This is a genomic window from Leucobacter shiyiweii (assembly GCF_052446065.1).
Lineage (GTDB): Bacteria > Actinomycetota > Actinomycetes > Actinomycetales > Microbacteriaceae > Leucobacter.
Map to the genome: position 1 here is coordinate 569,329 of NZ_CM127080.1, position 17,612 is coordinate 586,940.

Annotated in this window: 13 protein-coding genes; 4 read left to right on the forward strand and 9 right to left on the reverse strand. The window is 65.3% G+C overall.

The window, feature by feature from the left end:
- Positions 1 to 28: 28 nt before the first annotated feature.
- Positions 29 to 1,498, forward strand: a complete 1,470-nt coding sequence (locus tag ACTNFJ_RS02750; protein ID WP_435906643.1) for a DHA2 family efflux MFS transporter permease subunit — start codon at positions 29 to 31, stop codon at positions 1,496 to 1,498.
- Positions 1,499 to 1,553: 55 nt separating this feature from the next.
- Here the strand turns inward: ACTNFJ_RS02750 and ACTNFJ_RS02755 are convergent, their stop codons facing one another.
- Positions 1,554 to 2,531 (reverse strand): LysR family transcriptional regulator, encoded by a 978-nt coding sequence (locus ACTNFJ_RS02755; RefSeq protein ID WP_435906642.1) that lies wholly within the window; start codon positions 2,529 to 2,531, stop codon positions 1,554 to 1,556.
- 68 nt (positions 2,532 to 2,599) lie between these two features.
- Here ACTNFJ_RS02755 and ACTNFJ_RS02760 point away from each other — a divergent pair, with 68 nt between their 5' ends.
- Positions 2,600 to 4,258: an aminotransferase class I/II-fold pyridoxal phosphate-dependent enzyme gene (locus ACTNFJ_RS02760; protein ID WP_435906641.1), complete on the forward strand. Its 1,659-nt coding sequence runs from the start codon at positions 2,600 to 2,602 to the stop codon at positions 4,256 to 4,258.
- Positions 4,259 to 4,263: 5 nt separating this feature from the next.
- Here the strand turns inward: ACTNFJ_RS02760 and ACTNFJ_RS02765 are convergent, their stop codons facing one another.
- From ACTNFJ_RS02765 to ACTNFJ_RS02775, 3 genes are all read right to left on the reverse strand, one after another.
- Positions 4,264 to 5,130, reverse strand: a complete 867-nt coding sequence (locus tag ACTNFJ_RS02765) for an enoyl-CoA hydratase/isomerase family protein (protein ID WP_435906640.1) — start codon at positions 5,128 to 5,130, stop codon at positions 4,264 to 4,266.
- Positions 5,131 to 5,132: 2 nt separating this feature from the next.
- Positions 5,133 to 5,372 carry a hypothetical protein gene (locus ACTNFJ_RS02770; RefSeq protein WP_435906639.1) on the reverse strand — a complete coding sequence of 80 codons (240 nt, stop codon included), beginning with the start codon at positions 5,370 to 5,372 and terminating at the stop codon, positions 5,133 to 5,135.
- Positions 5,373 to 5,535: 163 nt separating this feature from the next.
- Complete coding sequence (locus ACTNFJ_RS02775) at positions 5,536 to 7,077, reverse strand: DEAD/DEAH box helicase (RefSeq protein WP_435906638.1); 1,542 nt, start codon at positions 7,075 to 7,077, stop codon at positions 5,536 to 5,538.
- Positions 7,078 to 7,372: 295 nt separating this feature from the next.
- Here ACTNFJ_RS02775 and ACTNFJ_RS02780 point away from each other — a divergent pair, with 295 nt between their 5' ends.
- Complete coding sequence (locus tag ACTNFJ_RS02780) at positions 7,373 to 11,017, forward strand: TM0106 family RecB-like putative nuclease (RefSeq protein WP_435906637.1); 3,645 nt, start codon at positions 7,373 to 7,375, stop codon at positions 11,015 to 11,017.
- Here the strand turns inward: ACTNFJ_RS02780 and ACTNFJ_RS02785 are convergent.
- The 3 genes from ACTNFJ_RS02785 to ald are packed head-to-tail and all read right to left on the reverse strand — an operon-like array spanning position 10,995 to position 13,905.
- Positions 10,995 to 12,218, reverse strand: a complete 1,224-nt coding sequence (locus ACTNFJ_RS02785) for a pyridoxal phosphate-dependent aminotransferase (RefSeq protein ID WP_435906636.1) — start codon at positions 12,216 to 12,218, stop codon at positions 10,995 to 10,997. The genes ACTNFJ_RS02780 and ACTNFJ_RS02785 overlap by 23 nt on opposite strands.
- A gap of 48 nt (positions 12,219 to 12,266) precedes the next feature.
- On the reverse strand, positions 12,267 to 12,728 hold the full coding sequence (locus ACTNFJ_RS02790; protein WP_435906635.1) for a hypothetical protein: 462 nt from the start codon (positions 12,726 to 12,728) through the stop codon (positions 12,267 to 12,269).
- A 52-nt stretch (positions 12,729 to 12,780) separates the two neighbouring features.
- The gene (gene ald / locus ACTNFJ_RS02795; RefSeq protein ID WP_435906634.1) at positions 12,781 to 13,905 is read right to left on the reverse strand and encodes an alanine dehydrogenase; all 1,125 of its coding nucleotides are present in this window, start codon (positions 13,903 to 13,905) and stop codon (positions 12,781 to 12,783) included.
- Between the two features lie 213 nt (positions 13,906 to 14,118).
- On the opposite strand from ald, the gene ACTNFJ_RS02800 reads away from it, so the two are divergent.
- Positions 14,119 to 14,610 (forward strand): Lrp/AsnC family transcriptional regulator, encoded by a 492-nt coding sequence (locus ACTNFJ_RS02800; protein ID WP_435906633.1) that lies wholly within the window; start codon positions 14,119 to 14,121, stop codon positions 14,608 to 14,610.
- On the opposite strand, the gene ACTNFJ_RS02805 is transcribed toward ACTNFJ_RS02800, so the two are convergent.
- Positions 14,607 to 16,382 (reverse strand): cation:proton antiporter, encoded by a 1,776-nt coding sequence (locus ACTNFJ_RS02805; protein ID WP_435906632.1) that lies wholly within the window; start codon positions 16,380 to 16,382, stop codon positions 14,607 to 14,609. The two genes, ACTNFJ_RS02800 and ACTNFJ_RS02805, sit on opposite strands and share 4 nt — an antisense overlap.
- Before the next feature lie 21 nt (positions 16,383 to 16,403).
- Positions 16,404 to 17,495: an NADH:flavin oxidoreductase/NADH oxidase gene (locus ACTNFJ_RS02810; RefSeq protein WP_435906631.1), complete on the reverse strand. Its 1,092-nt coding sequence runs from the start codon at positions 17,493 to 17,495 to the stop codon at positions 16,404 to 16,406.
- Between the last annotated feature and the right edge of the window lie 117 nt (positions 17,496 to 17,612).

The window sequence follows — 17,612 nt, forward strand, 5'->3', positions numbered from 1 at the left end:
TGCTTGAATGAGATAGCATTATCCCCTCATGCTTCAGAACTCCGATCGGTCACCTGCATCCCACGACTCACCGGCCGAGAAGGTATTTGGTCCGCGCGAACGATTGGCCATCTGGCTGCTCTTGGCGAGTGCATTCGTGGTGATCTTGAACGAAACCATCATGAGTGTCGCACTCCCGCGGCTCATGTCAGATCTCGAGATCACCGCAGCGGCTGGCCAGTGGTTGACAACCGCGTTCCTCCTGACGATGAGTGTCGTGATTCCGATCACTGGCATGCTCATCCAGCGAATGCGAACTCGTACGCTCTTTATGATCGCGATGGGTCTCTTCTCTCTGGGAACGCTTATTGCCGCGATCGCGCCGGGTTTCTTCGTGCTTTTGCTTGGCCGGGTGGTGCAGGCTGGTGGCACCGCGATCATGATGCCGTTGCTGATGACAACGGTGGTCTTGCTCGTACCCGACCAGCAGCGCGGCAGGTTGATGGGGCGGATTGCGATTGTTATATCCGTGGCACCGGCGCTCGGGCCGACCGTATCAGGGCTCATTCTGCAGTGGTTGAGCTGGCGTTGGCTCTTTATCTTTGTGCTTCCTATTGCACTCGCCGCGCTCATCATCGGCGTCCTCCGCCTCCCGAATGTCGGCATACAACGTAAGGTGCGCGTCGATCTGCTCTCGGTTGTGTTGTCCGTCTTTGGTTTCGGCGGCATCGTGTGGGGGCTAAGCGCTATTGGAGAGAGTGCCGCCGCAGATCACTCGATCCCGCCGCTCGTTCTCATCCTGGTGGGCATCGCCGGGCTTGCGCTCTTTGTCTGGCGGCAATTGCGGCTCCACAGGGAAGACCGTGCTCTGCTCGACCTGCGCACGTTCCACACCCGACCGTTCGCGCTCTCGGTGATCCTGTTCACCTTCTCCTCGATCGCTCTTTTCGGAAGCCTGATCCTTCTCCCCATATACGGTCAGAACGTGCTCGGTTTCTCGGTGCTCGAGTCGGGTCTGGTGCTCCTGCCCGGAGGCCTGCTGATGGGTTTTCTGGGGCCGGTGGTTGGTCGACTGGTAGATCAGCGCGGCGCACGCTTCGTGTTGGTTCCTGGCGTCATTATCGCCGCACTGGCGCTCTGGAGCATGGCGCTCTTGAGCGACTCGAGCAGCATTTGGCAGGTTCTCGCCTCGCACGTCGGGTTGAGTATTGGACTCGCGGGCACCTTCACCCCGCTGTTCTCGGTATCGCTCGGATCGTTGCCCGGCCGCCTCGCCTCGCACGGGAGTGCGACGCTCTCCACCGTGCAGCAGGTCGGTGGCGCGGCTGGCACGGCGCTCTTCGTGACGGTGATGACGGTGGTCTCGACGGCAGCCGCAGGATCCCCTGATGCGGTCGACGCGCACGCGCTGGCTGCAGGAACTCGGGTGGCTTTTATGATCGGCGGCCTGGCTATGACGATCGGAGCATTCATTGCGCCATTCGTGACCGAGGTGACGAAGTCCACCGAGGTCTCCTGAATCCGGGATGAGACGGCTCCGCCCTCGAATGCGTCAATCGCACTGGGGGATGCGGTCAGAGAGGTGAGTCGAGGGTGGCGATCGCCCGACGAACCGCCTCCGCCAACTGGCGAACGGCGGGCGAAGGCCCGGCCGGAGAAGCTGGAGTAGCGAGAAGGATTTCCCGCGCGAATCGCGGGTCATCTATGGGCCTGAGAACGACCCCTGCCGGCACATGCTCGGTCGCGAGGCGCGGTACGAGGCCGACTCCAAGGTCGGCCGCAACCATTCCGAGGGCGACAGAATAGTCGTCCGTGCGCACCGCGACGTGAAACGGAAGCCCGGCATCAGCAAACACATCACGCACCACATCGTCGAGTGTGTCGCCCGGGGTCGCACTAAAGACCCACGAAGAGTCACTGAGTGAGATGAGTCCTTCCGCGTCCACGCGTGCTTGCCGCGCGGCGGGATGCTGTGCGGGCAGGGCGAGGAGGAGCGGATCGGTGAGCAAATGGGTGGTGTGTACATCCGAACGAAACGGCAGCGCATACCCGCTTGCGGTGTAGACGAGCGCGGCATCGAGGGTGCGCTGATTTACCTGTGAGACGAGTGGCGAGATCTCTTCGAGCACAGCATCAAGCTCTATACCGACTTCACGAAGTCTCGCGGCAATCGCGGGAAGAAGCCGGGCCGCTGCCGTCGGGAATGAGCCAAATCTCAGCTTGGTGCGGCCAACCTGTGCAAATTCGCGCACATCAGTGAGCGCCCGGTCGGAGAGCGCGAGGATCTCGCCGCCGCGATCCAGAAGGAGAAGACCTGCCGCGTTGAGCGTGCTTCCCCGAGTGGATCGAGTGACGAGCACGCTTCCGACCAGGCGTTCAAGTGCCTTCAGGTGATAGTCGACGCTGGGTTGGCTCCAGCCTAGACGCCGCGCAGCGCGTGAGACCGACCCCTCTGCGGCGACCGCAGCGAGGGCTTGGAGTTGCCGCGGATCGAGCACGGATGCACCAGCTTTCTCGGTGGTTAGAAGGCGAAATTCGGACCATCGGTACATACAGTATATGTAGGTCTTGAGTCATCTCACGGGTTCCGGGAACCGTTGACGAGCGACAGTATGGAGGCATGCTGCAACAACTGAATGATTCGATGCTGCCCGGCCAAGAAACAGGTGCGAGGGCTCAGGCCTATGCCCATATTGAGGTCGAGGCGGGCACCGAGGCGCATACCGATTCGCAGAAACGCGCTCCCTATGTCGAGGCGCTCCAACGCCACGCCGACGCGCACCCTCTGCACTTCATGGTGCCGGGCCACTCCAACGACGCGAGCAGCGGCGCTGCACACCTGGCAGCGGTATTTGGATCCCGGGTCACTGAGCTCGACGTGCCCCTGATGCTCGACGGCATCGATCTCGGTGACGACTCGCCACTCGCCGAGGCGCTCCAGCTGGCCGCCGAGGCGTGGGGCGCGCGCCGCGCTTGGTTCCTGACAAACGGGGCCTCGCAGGGCAATCGCACAGCCGCACTCGCGGTGCGCGGGCTTGGCGAGCGGGTCCTCATGCAGCGCAGTTCGCACTCGAGCTTCACCGATGGGGTGCTGCTTGCAGGGCTGATTCCGGCATTCGTCGCGCCCTCGGTGGATGTGCGCAACGGGATCGCCCACGGTCTTACCCCGGCGTTCCTTGAGAAAGCTCTGGCTCATGAGAGCGAATCAGGGCGGCCCGTCTCAAGCGTGTACGTGGTGTCACCGAGCTACTTCGGCTCGACCGCCGACGTTGCCGGGCTCGCTGAGGTAGCGCATCGGTATGGCGCCGCACTCGTCGTCGACGGTGCCTGGGGTGCTCACTTCGGGTTTCACCCCGAGCTTCCCGAGTCTCCTGCCCGGCTCGGGGCGGATCTCGTGATTTCCAGCACTCACAAACTGGCGGGTTCGCTCACCCAGTCGGCGATGCTGTTGCTCGGAGATACCCCCTTTGCCGAGCGGCTGGAGCCGCTCGTCGCGCGCGCCTTCACCATGACCTCCTCAACCTCCGCCAGCGCGATCCTCATGGGGTCTCTTGATGCGGCCCGACACGCGCTGGTGCAGGGCGCAGAAAAGATTGGTCGCGCGATCCACCAGTCGAATCAACTGCGTCAGTTCTTGCGGGCCGACCCGAGGTTCAGCGTCATCTCTGATGACTTCGGGAAGTTCGCAGACATCGTCGCGATTGACCCGTTGCGGGTGCCGATCGACGTGTCACGACTGGGCCAGAGCGGTCACTGGGTGCGCGAGCGATTGATCACGGCGCACGGAACATACCTCGAGATGTCGACCGCAACGAGTGTGGTCGCCGTGATTGGGGCGCTCTCGACGCTGGATCTCGAGAGGCTGTACCGGGCGCTGGTCTCGGTCGCCGATGAAGCAGATGACTTGCGTGTGTCCGAAACTGTGAGTGCTGCCGGTGACGGAATCTCCGGGGTGGCCTCGGGCGCCGGGGAACAGGGGACCTTCCCGCCGCTTCCCGCAGCCGGAACGCTGCGCATGTTGCCACGCGCCGCCTACTTTGCCGAGAGCGTATTGGTGCCGGCCGAGCGCGCCATTGGCCGGGTTTCAGCGGATACCCTCGCGGCGTATCCTCCCGGAATACCGAATCTCATGCCCGGCGAAGAGATTACCCGAGAGACCGTGGCTTTTCTGCAGGCGGTTGCGGCTTCGCCAACGGGATTTGTGCGGGGCGCTGCTGACCCCCAGGTCGAGACGTTTCGCGTGGTGCGAGACCCGGTGACTGCGAGTCTGCAGGCGTAGAACTCCTAGTTGCCCGGGAAATTCGGCTTGCGTTTCTCGACGAAAGCGGCCGTTCCCTCGATCATGTCGCCGGTGCCGAAGCACGCGGCAAACGCCTCGCGCTCAAGAATGAGCCCAGCGTCTGTTGGCAGTGCCTGCACCTCGCGGACCGCGCGTTTCGCCATCGCCACGGCAACCGGAGACTGTTGAGAGATGCGCTTCATTGCGTCTTCGGCGCCGACATGCAGCGCGCCGGTGTCGGGGAAGACGTGTGCGACCAATCCCAGCTTCTCTGCCTCAAATGCGTCGATGCGGCGGCCGGTGAAGATGAGATCACGGGCCGCAGCGATACCCACGTACTGTTGCAGCCGCACGCACCCGCCGAACCCGGGAATCAGGCCGAGCCCGACCTCGGGCTGACCGAAACTTGCGTTCTCACTCGCATAGATGAAGTCGCATGCCATAGCAAGTTCGCAGCCGCCACCCAATGCAAAGCCGTTGACAGCGGCAATCACGGGCACTGGGAGGGTCTCGATCCAGCTGGTCAGCTCTTGCGCGCTCGCAGCGTACTGTGCCGACTGTGCCGGGGTCATTTCGCGCATGACCGAAATATCGGCCCCGGCGACAAACGACTTGCTGCCTTGACCGGTAAAGATGACGCCGCGGATCGACCAGTCGTTTACGGATTCTTCAGTTCCGTCTCCGCCGGGCTGGCTGGGCCGACCGAGCGAGTCGCGCAACTCACCAAAGACCTGGCGCAACTCGGCGATCACCTGAGGAGAGAGCGCGTTGAGCACCTTCGGGCGATTGATCTTGATCGTGAGGATCGCATCGCGAACCTGCAACTCGATCGTCTCGTAGGTGAGGGCCTCGAGTCGCGCGGCGGTATTCAAGGTTAGCCGTCTTTCTTCTCGAACAGGTTGCCAACCACCTGGGCAGACCCCAGTATGACAACCAGCAGGATCGCGCCCACGATAAGAATGGCAACCACGTTCACCGGGTCACCCGCCGCAGAGAACTGCTCGCGAGGGTCAAACTTCTCACCCTCGCCTACGGCAGCGAACGCGGGTGCCGCCACGAAGAGCGAAACGATGACCGCGAAGATGGCGGTGGTGATACGGGTGAGAGTCTTCACTTCGGTTCTCCTCGCGGTGATGCGATGTCAGGCGCGGCACGTCGCCGCACGCGTCTAGTGCTCAGTCTATTCTGCCGTGCTCTAGCGCTTCGCGCGAACTCCCGCTGCTCTAGGCTCGTGTCATGGCTCAGGCAGACGGCGACAGCACGCCTTTCTCGGTGGATCAGCCCTGTGCGCGGCGCGATCCCTGGCTGCGCGGTGCGGAAGTCCGAGAGCTCGTCGAGTACATCGCCCCGCCCGTGCTGCCCGCGCGGCGCGGCGCGGATCCACTGGTTGCACCACGACGCTGACCGCCTTGCGGCTGTCCTTGCGAACGAGCCTGACTTGACTGTCCCGACGCGCCCGAACGACCCGCAGTACCACCCTGGCCGCCGCCTTGCCCGCCCTGACCGCCGCGACCGCCACGCGAACGCTTGCGCTTCGCGTTTGCCCCCTGCGACTGCCCGGCACCTGACGGGTTATGGCCGGCTGCACGCTGTTGCGCCACGTGAGCTTCGTTGCGCTTGCGCTCGATTTCACGCGGGTCCACGCGCGGGGCGACCTCGCCAATCAGCGATACCACCTCGGCATCCGCGGCCGTGACAGGGCGCGGGGTGACCTGAATCTTTGCGGCCCTCAGCAGCTGACGCATCTCGGAGCGCTGCTCGGGCAGCACCACGGTCACGACGTCGCCCTCGTTTCCGGCACGCGCGGTGCGGCCTGAGCGGTGCAGGTACGCTTTGTGCTCAACCGGCGGATCAATGTGCACGACCAACTCGACTCCATCGACGTGCACGCCGCGGGCCGCAACGTCGGTCGCGACGAGCACGCGTGACTCGCCACTGACAAACTCAGCGAGGTTGCGATCACGCGCGTTCTGCGAAAGGTTGCCCTGCAATTCAACTGCCGGAATGCCGGCGGTGGTGAGTTGCTTCGCGAGCTTCTTCGCCTGATGCTTCATACGGGTGAAGAAAATCCGACGGCCGGTGCCTGAAGCAAGGGCCTCAATGAGAGCCTCCTTGCCAGCCTTGCTCTGCACCTCGAAGACGTGGTGGGTGAGCTGCGGCACGGGAGATTCGGCGCTGTCGACCGAGTGCATGATCGGATCGTGCAGGTACTTCTTCACGATGTTGTCGACCCCGTTATCGAGGGTCGCGCTGAAGAGTAGACGCTGCCCCTGCTGGGGGGTCTTGTTCATGATGCGGGTCACGACGGGCAGGAAGCCCATGTCGGCCATATGATCCGCCTCGTCGAGCACCGTGATCTCGACCTTGTCGAGGTTGACCAGGCCCTGCTTCATCAGGTCATCGAGACGGCCGGGCGCTGCGACGATGATGTCGACTCCGCGCTCGAGCACGATTTCCTGTCGACGCTGCGGTACGCCGCCGAAAATGGTGGAGACGCGCACGCCCACCGGGTCACCGAGCATCTTGATGACCTCGGCGATCTGGGTGACGAGCTCGCGGGTCGGCGCGAGCACGATGCCACGGGGGCGGTTCGGTTGACGCTTCTTGTCGACATCCTGAGCGATGTTCGCAACGAGCGGGATCGCGAATGCGATCGTCTTGCCCGAGCCGGTGCGGCCGCGGCCGAGTACGTCGCGGCCCTTGAGCGTGTCGGGCAGGGTGTCACGCTGGATGGGGAAGGCCTCGGTCTTGCCGGTCTTTTCCAGGGCGTGTACGAGGGCGGTGGGCACGCCGAGATCGGCGAAGGTAGGAGTGGTCACTGGGACCTTTCATGCTGGTGGCATGCCGCGCGCAGCTCAATTCGATCGAGTGATCGTGAGTGTCTGCGCGTCGCTGCCGATATTTCGAAGGCGCGGGATCGCGCTTCCGTTCGCCGCAGATCCGGCCGAACGGCGCCCAGGCTCGTGGAGCGGGCGGTACGGTGAAAGCGACGCGTGACGCCGAGGAAGGCACCACTGGTCTCCAGCATAGCTCATGCAACATGTCGGAGGGCTGGGGTAGCTTCGAAATGATCCCCGGCGGTGACAACGGCTCGGGCCAGCGAAGGGAAGACGCATGTTTGTGCAGCACCTCACGGACGATGAGATCCGGCTGGTCACGAGCGCGAGCGACTTGACCGCGGCGAGCAGCTGTGAGTTTGCATTTCTGCGCCGCGTCGATCGCAAGTTTGGCCGGGACATCGTGGTGCCCGACAACACCGACGCAATGCTCGCCCGGGCTGCCAGGCTTGGAGACGCACACGAGGCGCGGGTGCTCGCGAGCTATGTCACCGAGTTTGGTCGCGGATCGGCGGGCGAGGCTGGCGGGGTCGTCGAGTTGCCGCCCCGCGGAGCCATGACCGCCACCGCGCTGACCGAGCTCGCCGAGCTGAGCCGACACGCACTCCTGGGAGGTGCCGACATCGTGTTTCAGGCCACCTTTTTCGACCCCGAGGTGCGCCCGGCCGATCCACACACCGGCGACCCGGCCATCGGCTTCGTGGGTTTCGCCGATTTTCTCGCACGCACCCCGGACGGCGCATATGAGGTGCAAGATTCGAAACTCGCACGCCGCGCCAAGGTGACGGCGCTCTTGCAACTCGCGGCCTATGCTGAGCAGCTCGAGCGGATCGGCGTGCCAGTCGCGCCCTGGGCCGTGCTCGTGCTGGGTGACGGGGCGCGCAGCCAGCACAGACTCGCTGACATCGCCCCCGTGTTTCGCTCCCGCCGCGACCGACTGCACCAGATCCTGCTCGAGCGGGCGGCCGCGGTCGGAGCGGACGGCCGGCGCGAGAGCGCCGAAGCGGTGGCCTGGGGTGCTACAGGCGTGATGGCGTGTGGCCGCTGCGAGGTGTGCGCGCCGGAGGTTGAACGGGTGCGTGATCCATTGCTCATTGCGGGGTTGCGTGCCGGGCAACGCGACCGCCTGATTGCTGCTGGGCTGACGACCCTCGATGCAGTCGCCGCAGCGCTCCCCGGGATTGCCTCCGGTACCCTCACCGTCTCTGGCATCAGCCAGGCCGCACTTGCGCGCATCGCCGCGCAAGCAGCCGCGCAGGTGGCGGCGGTGGCGGGGGAGGCACCCCCGGTGCGGGTGATCGACCCTGCGGCGCTCGCCGCGATTCCTGCACCGAACCCGGGCGACCTGTTCTTCGACTTTGAGGGCGACCCGATGTACCGCGAGCCAGGGGCGGAAGGCACCGCGCGCTGGGGCATTGACTACCTTTTTGGCATGGTGGATGCGCACGAGCAGTTCACTACGATCTGGGCGCACGATCTTGACGCCGAACGGCGGGCGCTCGAGGAATTCCTCAGCTTTGTTGCCGAGCGGCGCGCGCGCTTTCCTGAGCTGAAGATTTACCACTATGCATCGTACGAACGCACCCACCTGTCGAGCATCGCCGCCCGGCACGGCGTCGGTGAGCAGGAGGTCGACCAGTTGCTGCGCGAGCACGTGCTCGTCGACCTGTACCCGATCGTGCGACAGGCGCTGCGTGTTGGTTCCCGCTCCTATTCCATCAAGAAGCTTGAGCCGCTGTACATGGGCGATGAACTGCGAGACGAGTCCGGAGTGACGAACGCAGGTGACTCTGTAGTCGAGTACGCGGAAGCAAGCGCGTTGCGCGCGTCCCATTCGGCAGTGGATCAGGCGGAAGGGGAGCGGCGACTTGCCGCCATCGCCGAGTACAACCGCTACGACTGCGTCTCGACTCTGCGCCTACGCGACTGGCTGCTGCGGATCGCACGTGAGCACGGGGTGGTGCCCCTCGGCCCCGCAGATCCACGAGACGAGGGTCGCGAGACGGGGGTGCAGAGCTCTACCGCCTTGGCGCTCGCGATGCACGCAAGCGTGGCCGACGACGAGCGCGACCGAAGGGCGGCTGCGCTCGCGGCGAGTGCTATTGATTACCATGCCCGCGAGAACAAATCATTTTGGTGGGCGCACTTTGCCCGACTCGTCGAACCCATCGAGGATTGGGCTGACACGCGCGACGTGCTCGTGGTCGACGCAGCTCGGAGCGAGGTCGTCGACGATTGGCACATCCCGCCCCGAGGCCGCGTTCAACGCCGCACCGTGCGGTTGCGCGGGGAGCTCGCGCCTGGCAGCACACCAAAGGCCGGGTCTGACGCGTTTCTGCTCTACGAGTATCCGCCGCCGTTCTCAGAGAGCGGGGCGGCTCCCGGGGCGAGGGGCACCAGGCAGGTTGCCTTCGTCGACGTAGATGACGACGGGGTGACGGTTTCTGAGTCGCTTCCAGCGGGAGCCCCAAGCTACGACGTGCTGCCCTCGGTCATCGCGCCCGGTCCGCCGCCACGTCCAGGCAGTCAGCCGGGCGCGATTGAGGAATGGGGTGCCGTCCTCTCAAAGTCGCTCGACGAGGGCTACTTCCTGGCCGATCCGGTGGTCGACATCATCCGTCGGGTGCCGCCACGGTTGCTGGGGGGCCAGCCACTGGTTGATCCTCGCTCGCCTGAGGCGCTCGCCGCCGCGGGTGGGTTCGAAGAGGCCCGCACCATCGGCGCGGTTGTTGCGACCCTGCGCCAGCTCGATCGATCCGCACTCGCGGTGCAAGGCCCGCCGGGCACGGGAAAGACGTACCTGGCTGCGCGGGTGATCCGCTCCCTGGTTGAGCAGAACGGTTGGCGGGTGGGCGTGGTGGCGCAGTCGCACAAGGTCGTCGAGAATGTGTTGGAAGGGGTCGTCGCGGCGGGCCTCGACCGGTCGCAAGTGGGGAAGGTGGCGCAGCGCGGAGCGCCGAAAGATCAGGTGAGACCATTCTCCGTACTTCCGTACAACGGCCAACTGAGTTTCGTCGCTCGGCACCGAGACGCCGAACTCGGCTGCGTCGTGGGGGGCACGGCGTGGGACTTCAGCAATTCGAACCGGTTCGAGCGACGCAGCCTCGATCTGTTGGTGATTGACGAGGCCGGGCAGTTCTCGCTCGCTCCGACTATCGCCGCGTCGGTTTCGGCTGAGCGGTTGCTGCTGCTGGGCGATCCGCAGCAACTGCCGCAGGTATCGCAGGGGTCGCATCCCGAGCCGGTGGATACCTCAGCGTTGGGCTGGCTGCTCGGCGCTCACGAAACCATCCCAGAGGGTCACGGCTACTTCCTTGCTCAGACACGACGCATGCGTCCCGAGCTCACCGAGGTGGTTTCCGAGCTCGCCTACGAGGGGCGGTTGAGCGCGCACGCGACGGCTGCACTGCGCGAGGTGCGCGGGGTGGGGCCGGCCGGCCTACACTGGCACCCCGTGCCTCACCTGGGCAACTCCACGCGTTCGCCGGAGGAGGCTGCGGAGGTGGTGCGCATCGCGACGGCCTCCCTGCGCGGCATGCTTGTCGAACCGGGCGCGCCAGACCGAAGGCTCGCTGAGGCAGACATCATCGTGGTTGCCGCCTACAACGCGCAGGTTGAGTGCATCGCGAACGCGCTCGCGGTGGCAGGCCTCGGCGGGATCCGCGTCGGCACGGTCGATAGGTTTCAAGGGCAGGAGGCAGTGATCGCGATCGTCAGTCTGGCCGCATCCAGCGCGGAAGACGTGCCGCGAGGGCTCGAATTTCTCCTCATGCGTAACCGCCTGAACGTGGCGATCAGCCGCGCGCAGTGGGCCGCGCATCTCGTCTCCTCAGAGCGGCTTGGTGCGGGCCTGCCCGGGACCGCGGAGGGTGTCGCCGCACTCTCCGGCTATCTGCGCCTCACCGAGCGCGGACAGGGCTGAGGGCGGCGCTTCCCGAGCCCGACTGGAACTCCAGGATGCGCACGAGCGCCTCCTGCACCGCAGCCTCACCCGCCGCGTACGAGATTCGCACGGCACGGTCGCCCGCGATCGGGTCAAAGTCGACACCGGGAACGAGCGCCACATTAGCCCGTTCGAGTAACTCCTGCGCGTAAGCGGTCGCGGAGCCGAACCGCTCGAGCTGCGGCCCGAGTTCAGAGTAGTAGTAGAACGCGCCGTCCGAGGGCGCAGCGACGCCCCAGTTCAGGGCGGGCGCGGCATCCAGTATCAGCTGGCGTGCACGGGCGAAACCCTGCACCACGCGGTCACGTTCGGCATAAGTCTCCGGGCTGAACGCTGTCATCGCGAGTTCCTGGGCAGGCGCGGGCGGCGAGAGGGCGAAGTTGGAAGCGAGGGCTTCGAGCGGGCCGACGAGATCTTCGGGAAGGAGAGCCCACCCGAGCCGCCAGCCGGTCATGCCCCAATATTTGGAAAACGAGTTGATGACGATCGCGTTCGGATCGAGCTCCACCGCGGTCACACCACGGGGATCGGGATCACCGATCTCGGGGAATGTGATTCCGTGGTAAATCTCATCGCTAATGAGGCGGGTGCCGTGTGCTCGGCACCACTCGACCAAGCCGGTGAGGTCGGCTCGACTCAGCATCGTTCCCGTCGGGTTCGCGGGGGAGGCAATCACAAGACCGGCAAGGCGTCCGTGCTCGGCCTCAGCCGCGTCAAGCAGAGCCGGTGTGGGCTGGTAGCGGGTCTCGATCGAAGTTGGGATCTCAATGACCTGCACCCCCAGCGCGGTCAAAATGTTTCGGTACGCGGGGTAACCGGGGCTCGCGAGTGCCACACGGTCGCCCGGGTCGAACGCCGCGAGGAACACCAGCTGGAACGCCCCTGACGAACCGGTGGTCACGGCGACGTTTTGGGGATCCACCTCGACGCCGTACCAATTGCGATAGTGGCCCGCGATGCCATCACGGAGCGGGGTAGTGCCGAGCGGGCCGGTGTAGCCAGCGGGCTTCAGCGTGCCCGGTGTGGGCCGGGCACTCGGCTCGCCAGCGCACAGCGAGACAACGTCGTGCCCCTCAGCTCTCCGCGTCGCGATCTGGTCAGTGATGCGCATGACTTCGAACGCTGGAACCGCCGAACGTTTCGAAGCCTGCATGAGCCGGGGCTCGCCATGTATCGTCATGCTCTGATGCCTCCGAGTGTCGTCTTGCCTGGGTGACGGCCGGTGCTGCTATGCGCCAGCGCGTTCGAGGCGTATCGGGGTGCCGGCCATGATTCCGGTGCGCGCCTGCAGCGATGTGCTGACGGCGGGGTTCGCGCTGTCCAGCTCCAGCTCACGCAGCACACCGTCACTCTGCGCCCCGAACGTCAGCACAATCGCCGACACCGAGGTCACGAGGGGATCGCCCAGCTCGGCGCCCGCCCGCGCGACGGCGGAACGGGTGGCCGCGGCGATGCTGGCGGGGCTCAGATCCACTATCGATCGCGAAGCCTTCGCATACGAAACCCCGTCGCCCGACAGTGCCTCGGCAACCACCGCATCGCCCGCGAGTGCCACGCGTACCTCGAGCACCGTGGAGCTCGGGGTGAGCGATGTGGCCGCACCAGCAAAGGGCAGGGGAATGACAGACGGGGCGTCACCGTGATCGTGCTGATCAGGTGACGCCCCGCCGAAAGAGAATTTCAGATCCATGGTGCCCAGGCTACGCGAGTTGCCTGAAGCCCGAACCCGAAAGCCTTAAACCCTACGCGTTCGCGACGATCTCTCCGTAGGGAGTGTAGGCGAGCTCCGGGAACGCCTCGGCGACACCGGCGTTTGCCAAGATGCCATCGTGCGCGTTGAGGCCCTTCGCGAGCGCCTCGTCGGCTGCGAGTGCCGCCGACCAGCCCTTGTCGGCCAGGGCAACAACGTAGGGCAGCGTCGCATTGGTCAGCGCCGCGGTCGAGGTCTCGGGCACCGCGCCCGGCATGTTCGCAACGCAGTAGTAGATCGAGTTGTGCACCTGGAAGGTGGGGTTGTCGTGCGTAGTGGGCACGGAGTTCTCGAAGCAGCCGCCCTGATCGATGGCGATGTCGACGAGCACCGAGCCGGTCTTCATCTCCGCGACCATCTCGTCGGTGACGAGCTTCGGAGCCTTCTCGCCCGGGATCAACACGGAACCGATGACGAGGTCCGCATCCTTCAGCGCCTCGCTGATGTTGTGCGCGTTCGACGTGCGGGTCTGGATGCGTCCGCCGAACTCGTCCTCCAGCTGCTTTAGGCGGGGGAGGGCGATGTCGATCACGGTGACCTCGGCGCCCATACCGAAGGCGATGCGCGCGGCCTGCTCGCCGGCAGCGCCGCCGCCGATGACGACGACCTTGCCGCGACGGGTCGCAGTGACGCCGCCCAGCAGAATGCCGCGGCCACCGTTGGCTTTCATCAAGGAGTAGGCGCCGACCTGCACCGACAGACGCCCGGCAACCTCGCTCATGGGGGCGAGAAGCGGCAGGCCACGGTTCGCGAGCTGCACGGTTTCGTAGGCAATCGCAGTGGTGCCAGAGTTGAGTACCGCGTCGGTGAGCGTGCGATCAGCTGCGAGGTGGAGGTAGGTGAAGAGCACCTGACCCTTGCGCATCTTGTCGTACTCGGAGGCGATGGGCTCCTTGACTTTCAGGATCATGTCGCTCTCGGCCCACACGGTTGCTGCGTCGTCAACGATCTTCGCGCCGGCCGCCTCGTACTCGGCGTCGGTGATCGCCGATCCGAGCCCGGCGCCCGCCTGCACCAACACCTCGTGACCGCGACGGGCGAGCTCAAACACGCCTGACTGCGTGATGGCGACACGGTTTTCGTTGTTCTTGATCTCGGTGGGAATGCCGACGCGCATGAGCTGCTCCGATGTTTCGTGGTTGTTGTGGGGGTTCGGGGGTGGATCAGCGCGGCCCGCGGCACTGCGGTGTTTTGCGGTGTGAAGGGGGCGTGTGATCCACTTTTCCAACTGCGATGATTCTGCACTATATTCGTTTCAAGTGGATTACGGGAGAATTCTCTTCGGAAATCGTCGAATATCAACTTTAAATCATCTGAAAAGCGGGGTGCAGTGGTGGACCGATCGAAGAATCTGCGAGTCGAACCCGCGCTCGATGAGGTCGACCGCCTCATTGTCGAGGAGCTCCAGCTCAACGGGCGAATGACCAACGCCGAGCTTGCCGAGCGAGTGGGAATTGCCGCGTCGACCTGTGTGGCGCGGGTGCGAAGCCTGGTCTCGCGACGGGTGATTACCGGATTCACCGCACAGGTCGACCCCGGGGTCATCGGCATGACGTTGCAGGTTCTCGTGAGTGTGTCGATTCGGTCGGGTGCACGGCAGCGTATCTCGGAGTTTATGGAGGAGCTGCGTGGCCTGCCCGAGGTGATGCAACTCTTCTTCCTCGGCGGAGTCGAGGATTTCATCATTCATCTCGCAGCGCGTGACTCAGATCACGTGCGCGATTTCGTCATGGAGCATCTCTCGGCACACCCAGCCGTGTCGTCGACGCGCACGAGCATTGTGTTTAGTCACCACCAAAACCCGGTGCGCATCGCGGGCTAGTGGGGTGCGGTGGGCGGCGTGAGGCGCAATTCGTGTGCGTCGAGCGCCTCTTCTGCGAGCCGCAAGGCCGCGCTGTCGTACTGACCAATGGCGCGCTCCTCGAGTAGCGCCGAACGCTGGGCTTCGAGTGCGACACGGGCGAGGCGCAGGTAGCTTAGTGCTTCCTGCTCGCCGGCCGACGGTGCTGCCGTTGGCGCTCGCGGGACTGCGTACCCGAGGGGCGCAACCGCCTCGTGCACGCTCGCCTGCGCCCGACGAATCACGCGATCCGAGGGCACCGCGTGCGCGGGGTTCTCGTGCGCGAGCGCCTGCTCACGTTCGAGAGCGGCCTCCAGAGCTGCGGTGCCGGCTCCTGAGAGGTCGGTGTACAGCCCCACCAGTTCCTCGGCGCGGTCGCTGTGGCTCGGGCCTCTGGGGCGAAGCCAGCGAATCACCGCGGGCAGGCTGAGTCCGTGGAGGAGCAGCGTGACGACCGCCACGATGAACGCAATGAGCACGAGCTGCGACCGATACGGCACCTCGTTGGGAATCGACTGCGCCGCGGCGAGCGTGACGACGCCGCGCATGCCGCTCCAGCCCAGCGTGAATCCGCCCCGCCAGTTCAAGCCCTGGCTGTGAGCGTGTTCGAGATCTGCGGCACTGCGCCTCGCAATTCGATCAGCCCGTTGCGCCCGAATCTCCTGCGTCTCGGTGCTGATCTCTGAGCGGGTGAGCTCCCTGGCTCGGCTCGCTGCGCGCTGTGTTCCGGAGGCGCGCACCCGGTGCTTATTCAGCGTGCGCTTGAGTGACCACAGCAGCGGGGCCATAAAGGCCATGCGCAGCAGGAGCAGTGCCGCCACGATGCCGAGGCCGATCAGCCCGGTGTGGGCGAGGGTAAACGTGCTCGCACTGACGTCGGTGAGGAGGGCGTGCAGTTCCAGGCCCATGAGGAGGAATACCCCGTGCTCAAGCAGAAATTGGACCGTGCGCCAATTCAGTCGTTCGTTGATCCTCGCATGGGCGCTGAACCGTTTCGCCGCCTGGTGGCCGGAGAAAAGGCCGGCGACTACGACGGCGATCACACCGGAGCCTCCGGCGGCTTCCGCAGGCACGAACGCAATGAAGGGCACGGTGAACGAGATGACGGTGTCGTATACGGGGTTGGAGAGCCGCGCTCTGACCCCCACCGTGACGAAACCGATCGCAAGCCCGATGAGGCTCGCCACGGCCACCGCGTAGACGAAAATGCCCAGTGTTTCCCAAAAGGCGAAGGTGCCCGCGGTTGCGGCGATGGCGGTGCGCAGCAGTACTAGGGAGGTTGCGTCGTTGACGAGGCTCTCGCCCTCCAAAATCGTGACCAGGCGTGGGGGCATCCCGAGACGCTTGCCGATTGCGGTAGCCGCCACAGCGTCAGTGGGGGCGACAACGGCGCCGAGCGCGACCGCCGCGGCCAGCGGAATGGCCGGCACCGCAAGGTGGAGAAGTGCCCCCACCACACCGGCCGAAATAATGACGAGGGCCACCGATAATCCCGCGATAGGCCCAAGGTTTCGGCGGAGGTCAAGCACGGGCACGTTGACCGCCGCGGAATAGAGCAGCGGCGGCAAGACCGCGACGAGGATAATCTCGGGATCGATCTCAATAAGTGGGATGCCTGGGATGTAGCCCACACCCATGCCAAGCACCACCAGGATGAGTGGCGCAGCGATACCGATGCGACTCGAGAGAATCGACACGGCCACCACCACGATCAGTACGGCGGCCGCGACGAGCAACCCCTCGGAGAGTTCCATGCTGAGAGCGTACTGGTCTGGTTAGAAGCGAGCGCGCCAGTACTGAGCGGGTACGAGGTTTGCCGCGTCGTTGGCGCGCAGAGTGTGCGCCCACTCGAGTGGCAGAGCGGGGTTCACGAGCGCCGCGCGCCCTATGGAAATGACATCGGCCTGACCGGTCGCCAGGATTCCCTCGGCCTGCTCGGCGGTGGTGATGAGGCCGACCGCTCCGACGGGGAGGCCGTGCCCGCGCAGGCGCTGCGCGATCCACACCTGGTACGACGGGCCCACGGGAATGCGCGCGTCGGCCACGTTACCGCCCGAGGAGGCGTCGATGAAGTCGGCGCCGTCTTCGGCGATCCACTCGACGACCTGTGCGGCCGCCACGGTATCGAACCCGCCCGCCGTCCATTCGTCGCCTGAGATGCGCACCATGATGGGCAACTCGGGGTGGTCTGCGCGAATGCCGCGCACGATCTCGCGCAGCAGACGTGCCCGGTTTTCTGGGCTGCCCCCAAACTCGTCGGCGCGCTCGTTCGAGAGCGGCGAGAGAAACTCGTGGATCAGGTACCCGTGCGCAGCATGCAGCTCGACCGCGTCAAAGCCGGCTCGCACCGCACGGTCGGTGGCGGCGATGAATGCGTCGATCACGCCGCGCACCTCGTCGGTACTCAGCGCGCGGGGATCTGCCAGCCCGGAAAACGCCACTGCCGACGGGGCGACGCTCTGCCAGCCGCCGTCTTCCTCGGGCACCGTGCCGCTTGGCGCGTCCCGCATCCCTGGGTGCGTCGAAGCTTTACGCCCGGCGTGTCCGAGTTGAATCGCGAACCTCGCCCCGTGCGCTTTCGCAAGCGGGAGCATGCGGGCGAAGGCAGCCTCCTGCGCGTCGTTCCAAAGGCCGAGGCAATTGGGGCTGATCCGCCCCTCGGGCACGACCGCGGTCGCTTCGACAACCACGAGCCCGGCTCCGCCTCGGCTGAGTGCTCCCCAATGCACGAGGTGCCAGTCATTCGGCACGCCCTGCTCCGGGCCCTCTGCCGCCGCCGAGTACTGACACATCGGTGGCACCCACAGTCGGTTGCGCACCTCCATGCCACGAATTGAGATGGGCTGGAACAGATGCGGATTGGTCATTTTCCAAGCGTATCGTCAGTGGCCTCGGCTGAGACGGGAGCGCAGGGACCGTAAGGGTGTGACACGCTTAGAGGCAGGGCGCCGTAGGCGCCACTGGTGGATTAACCCGGCACCCGG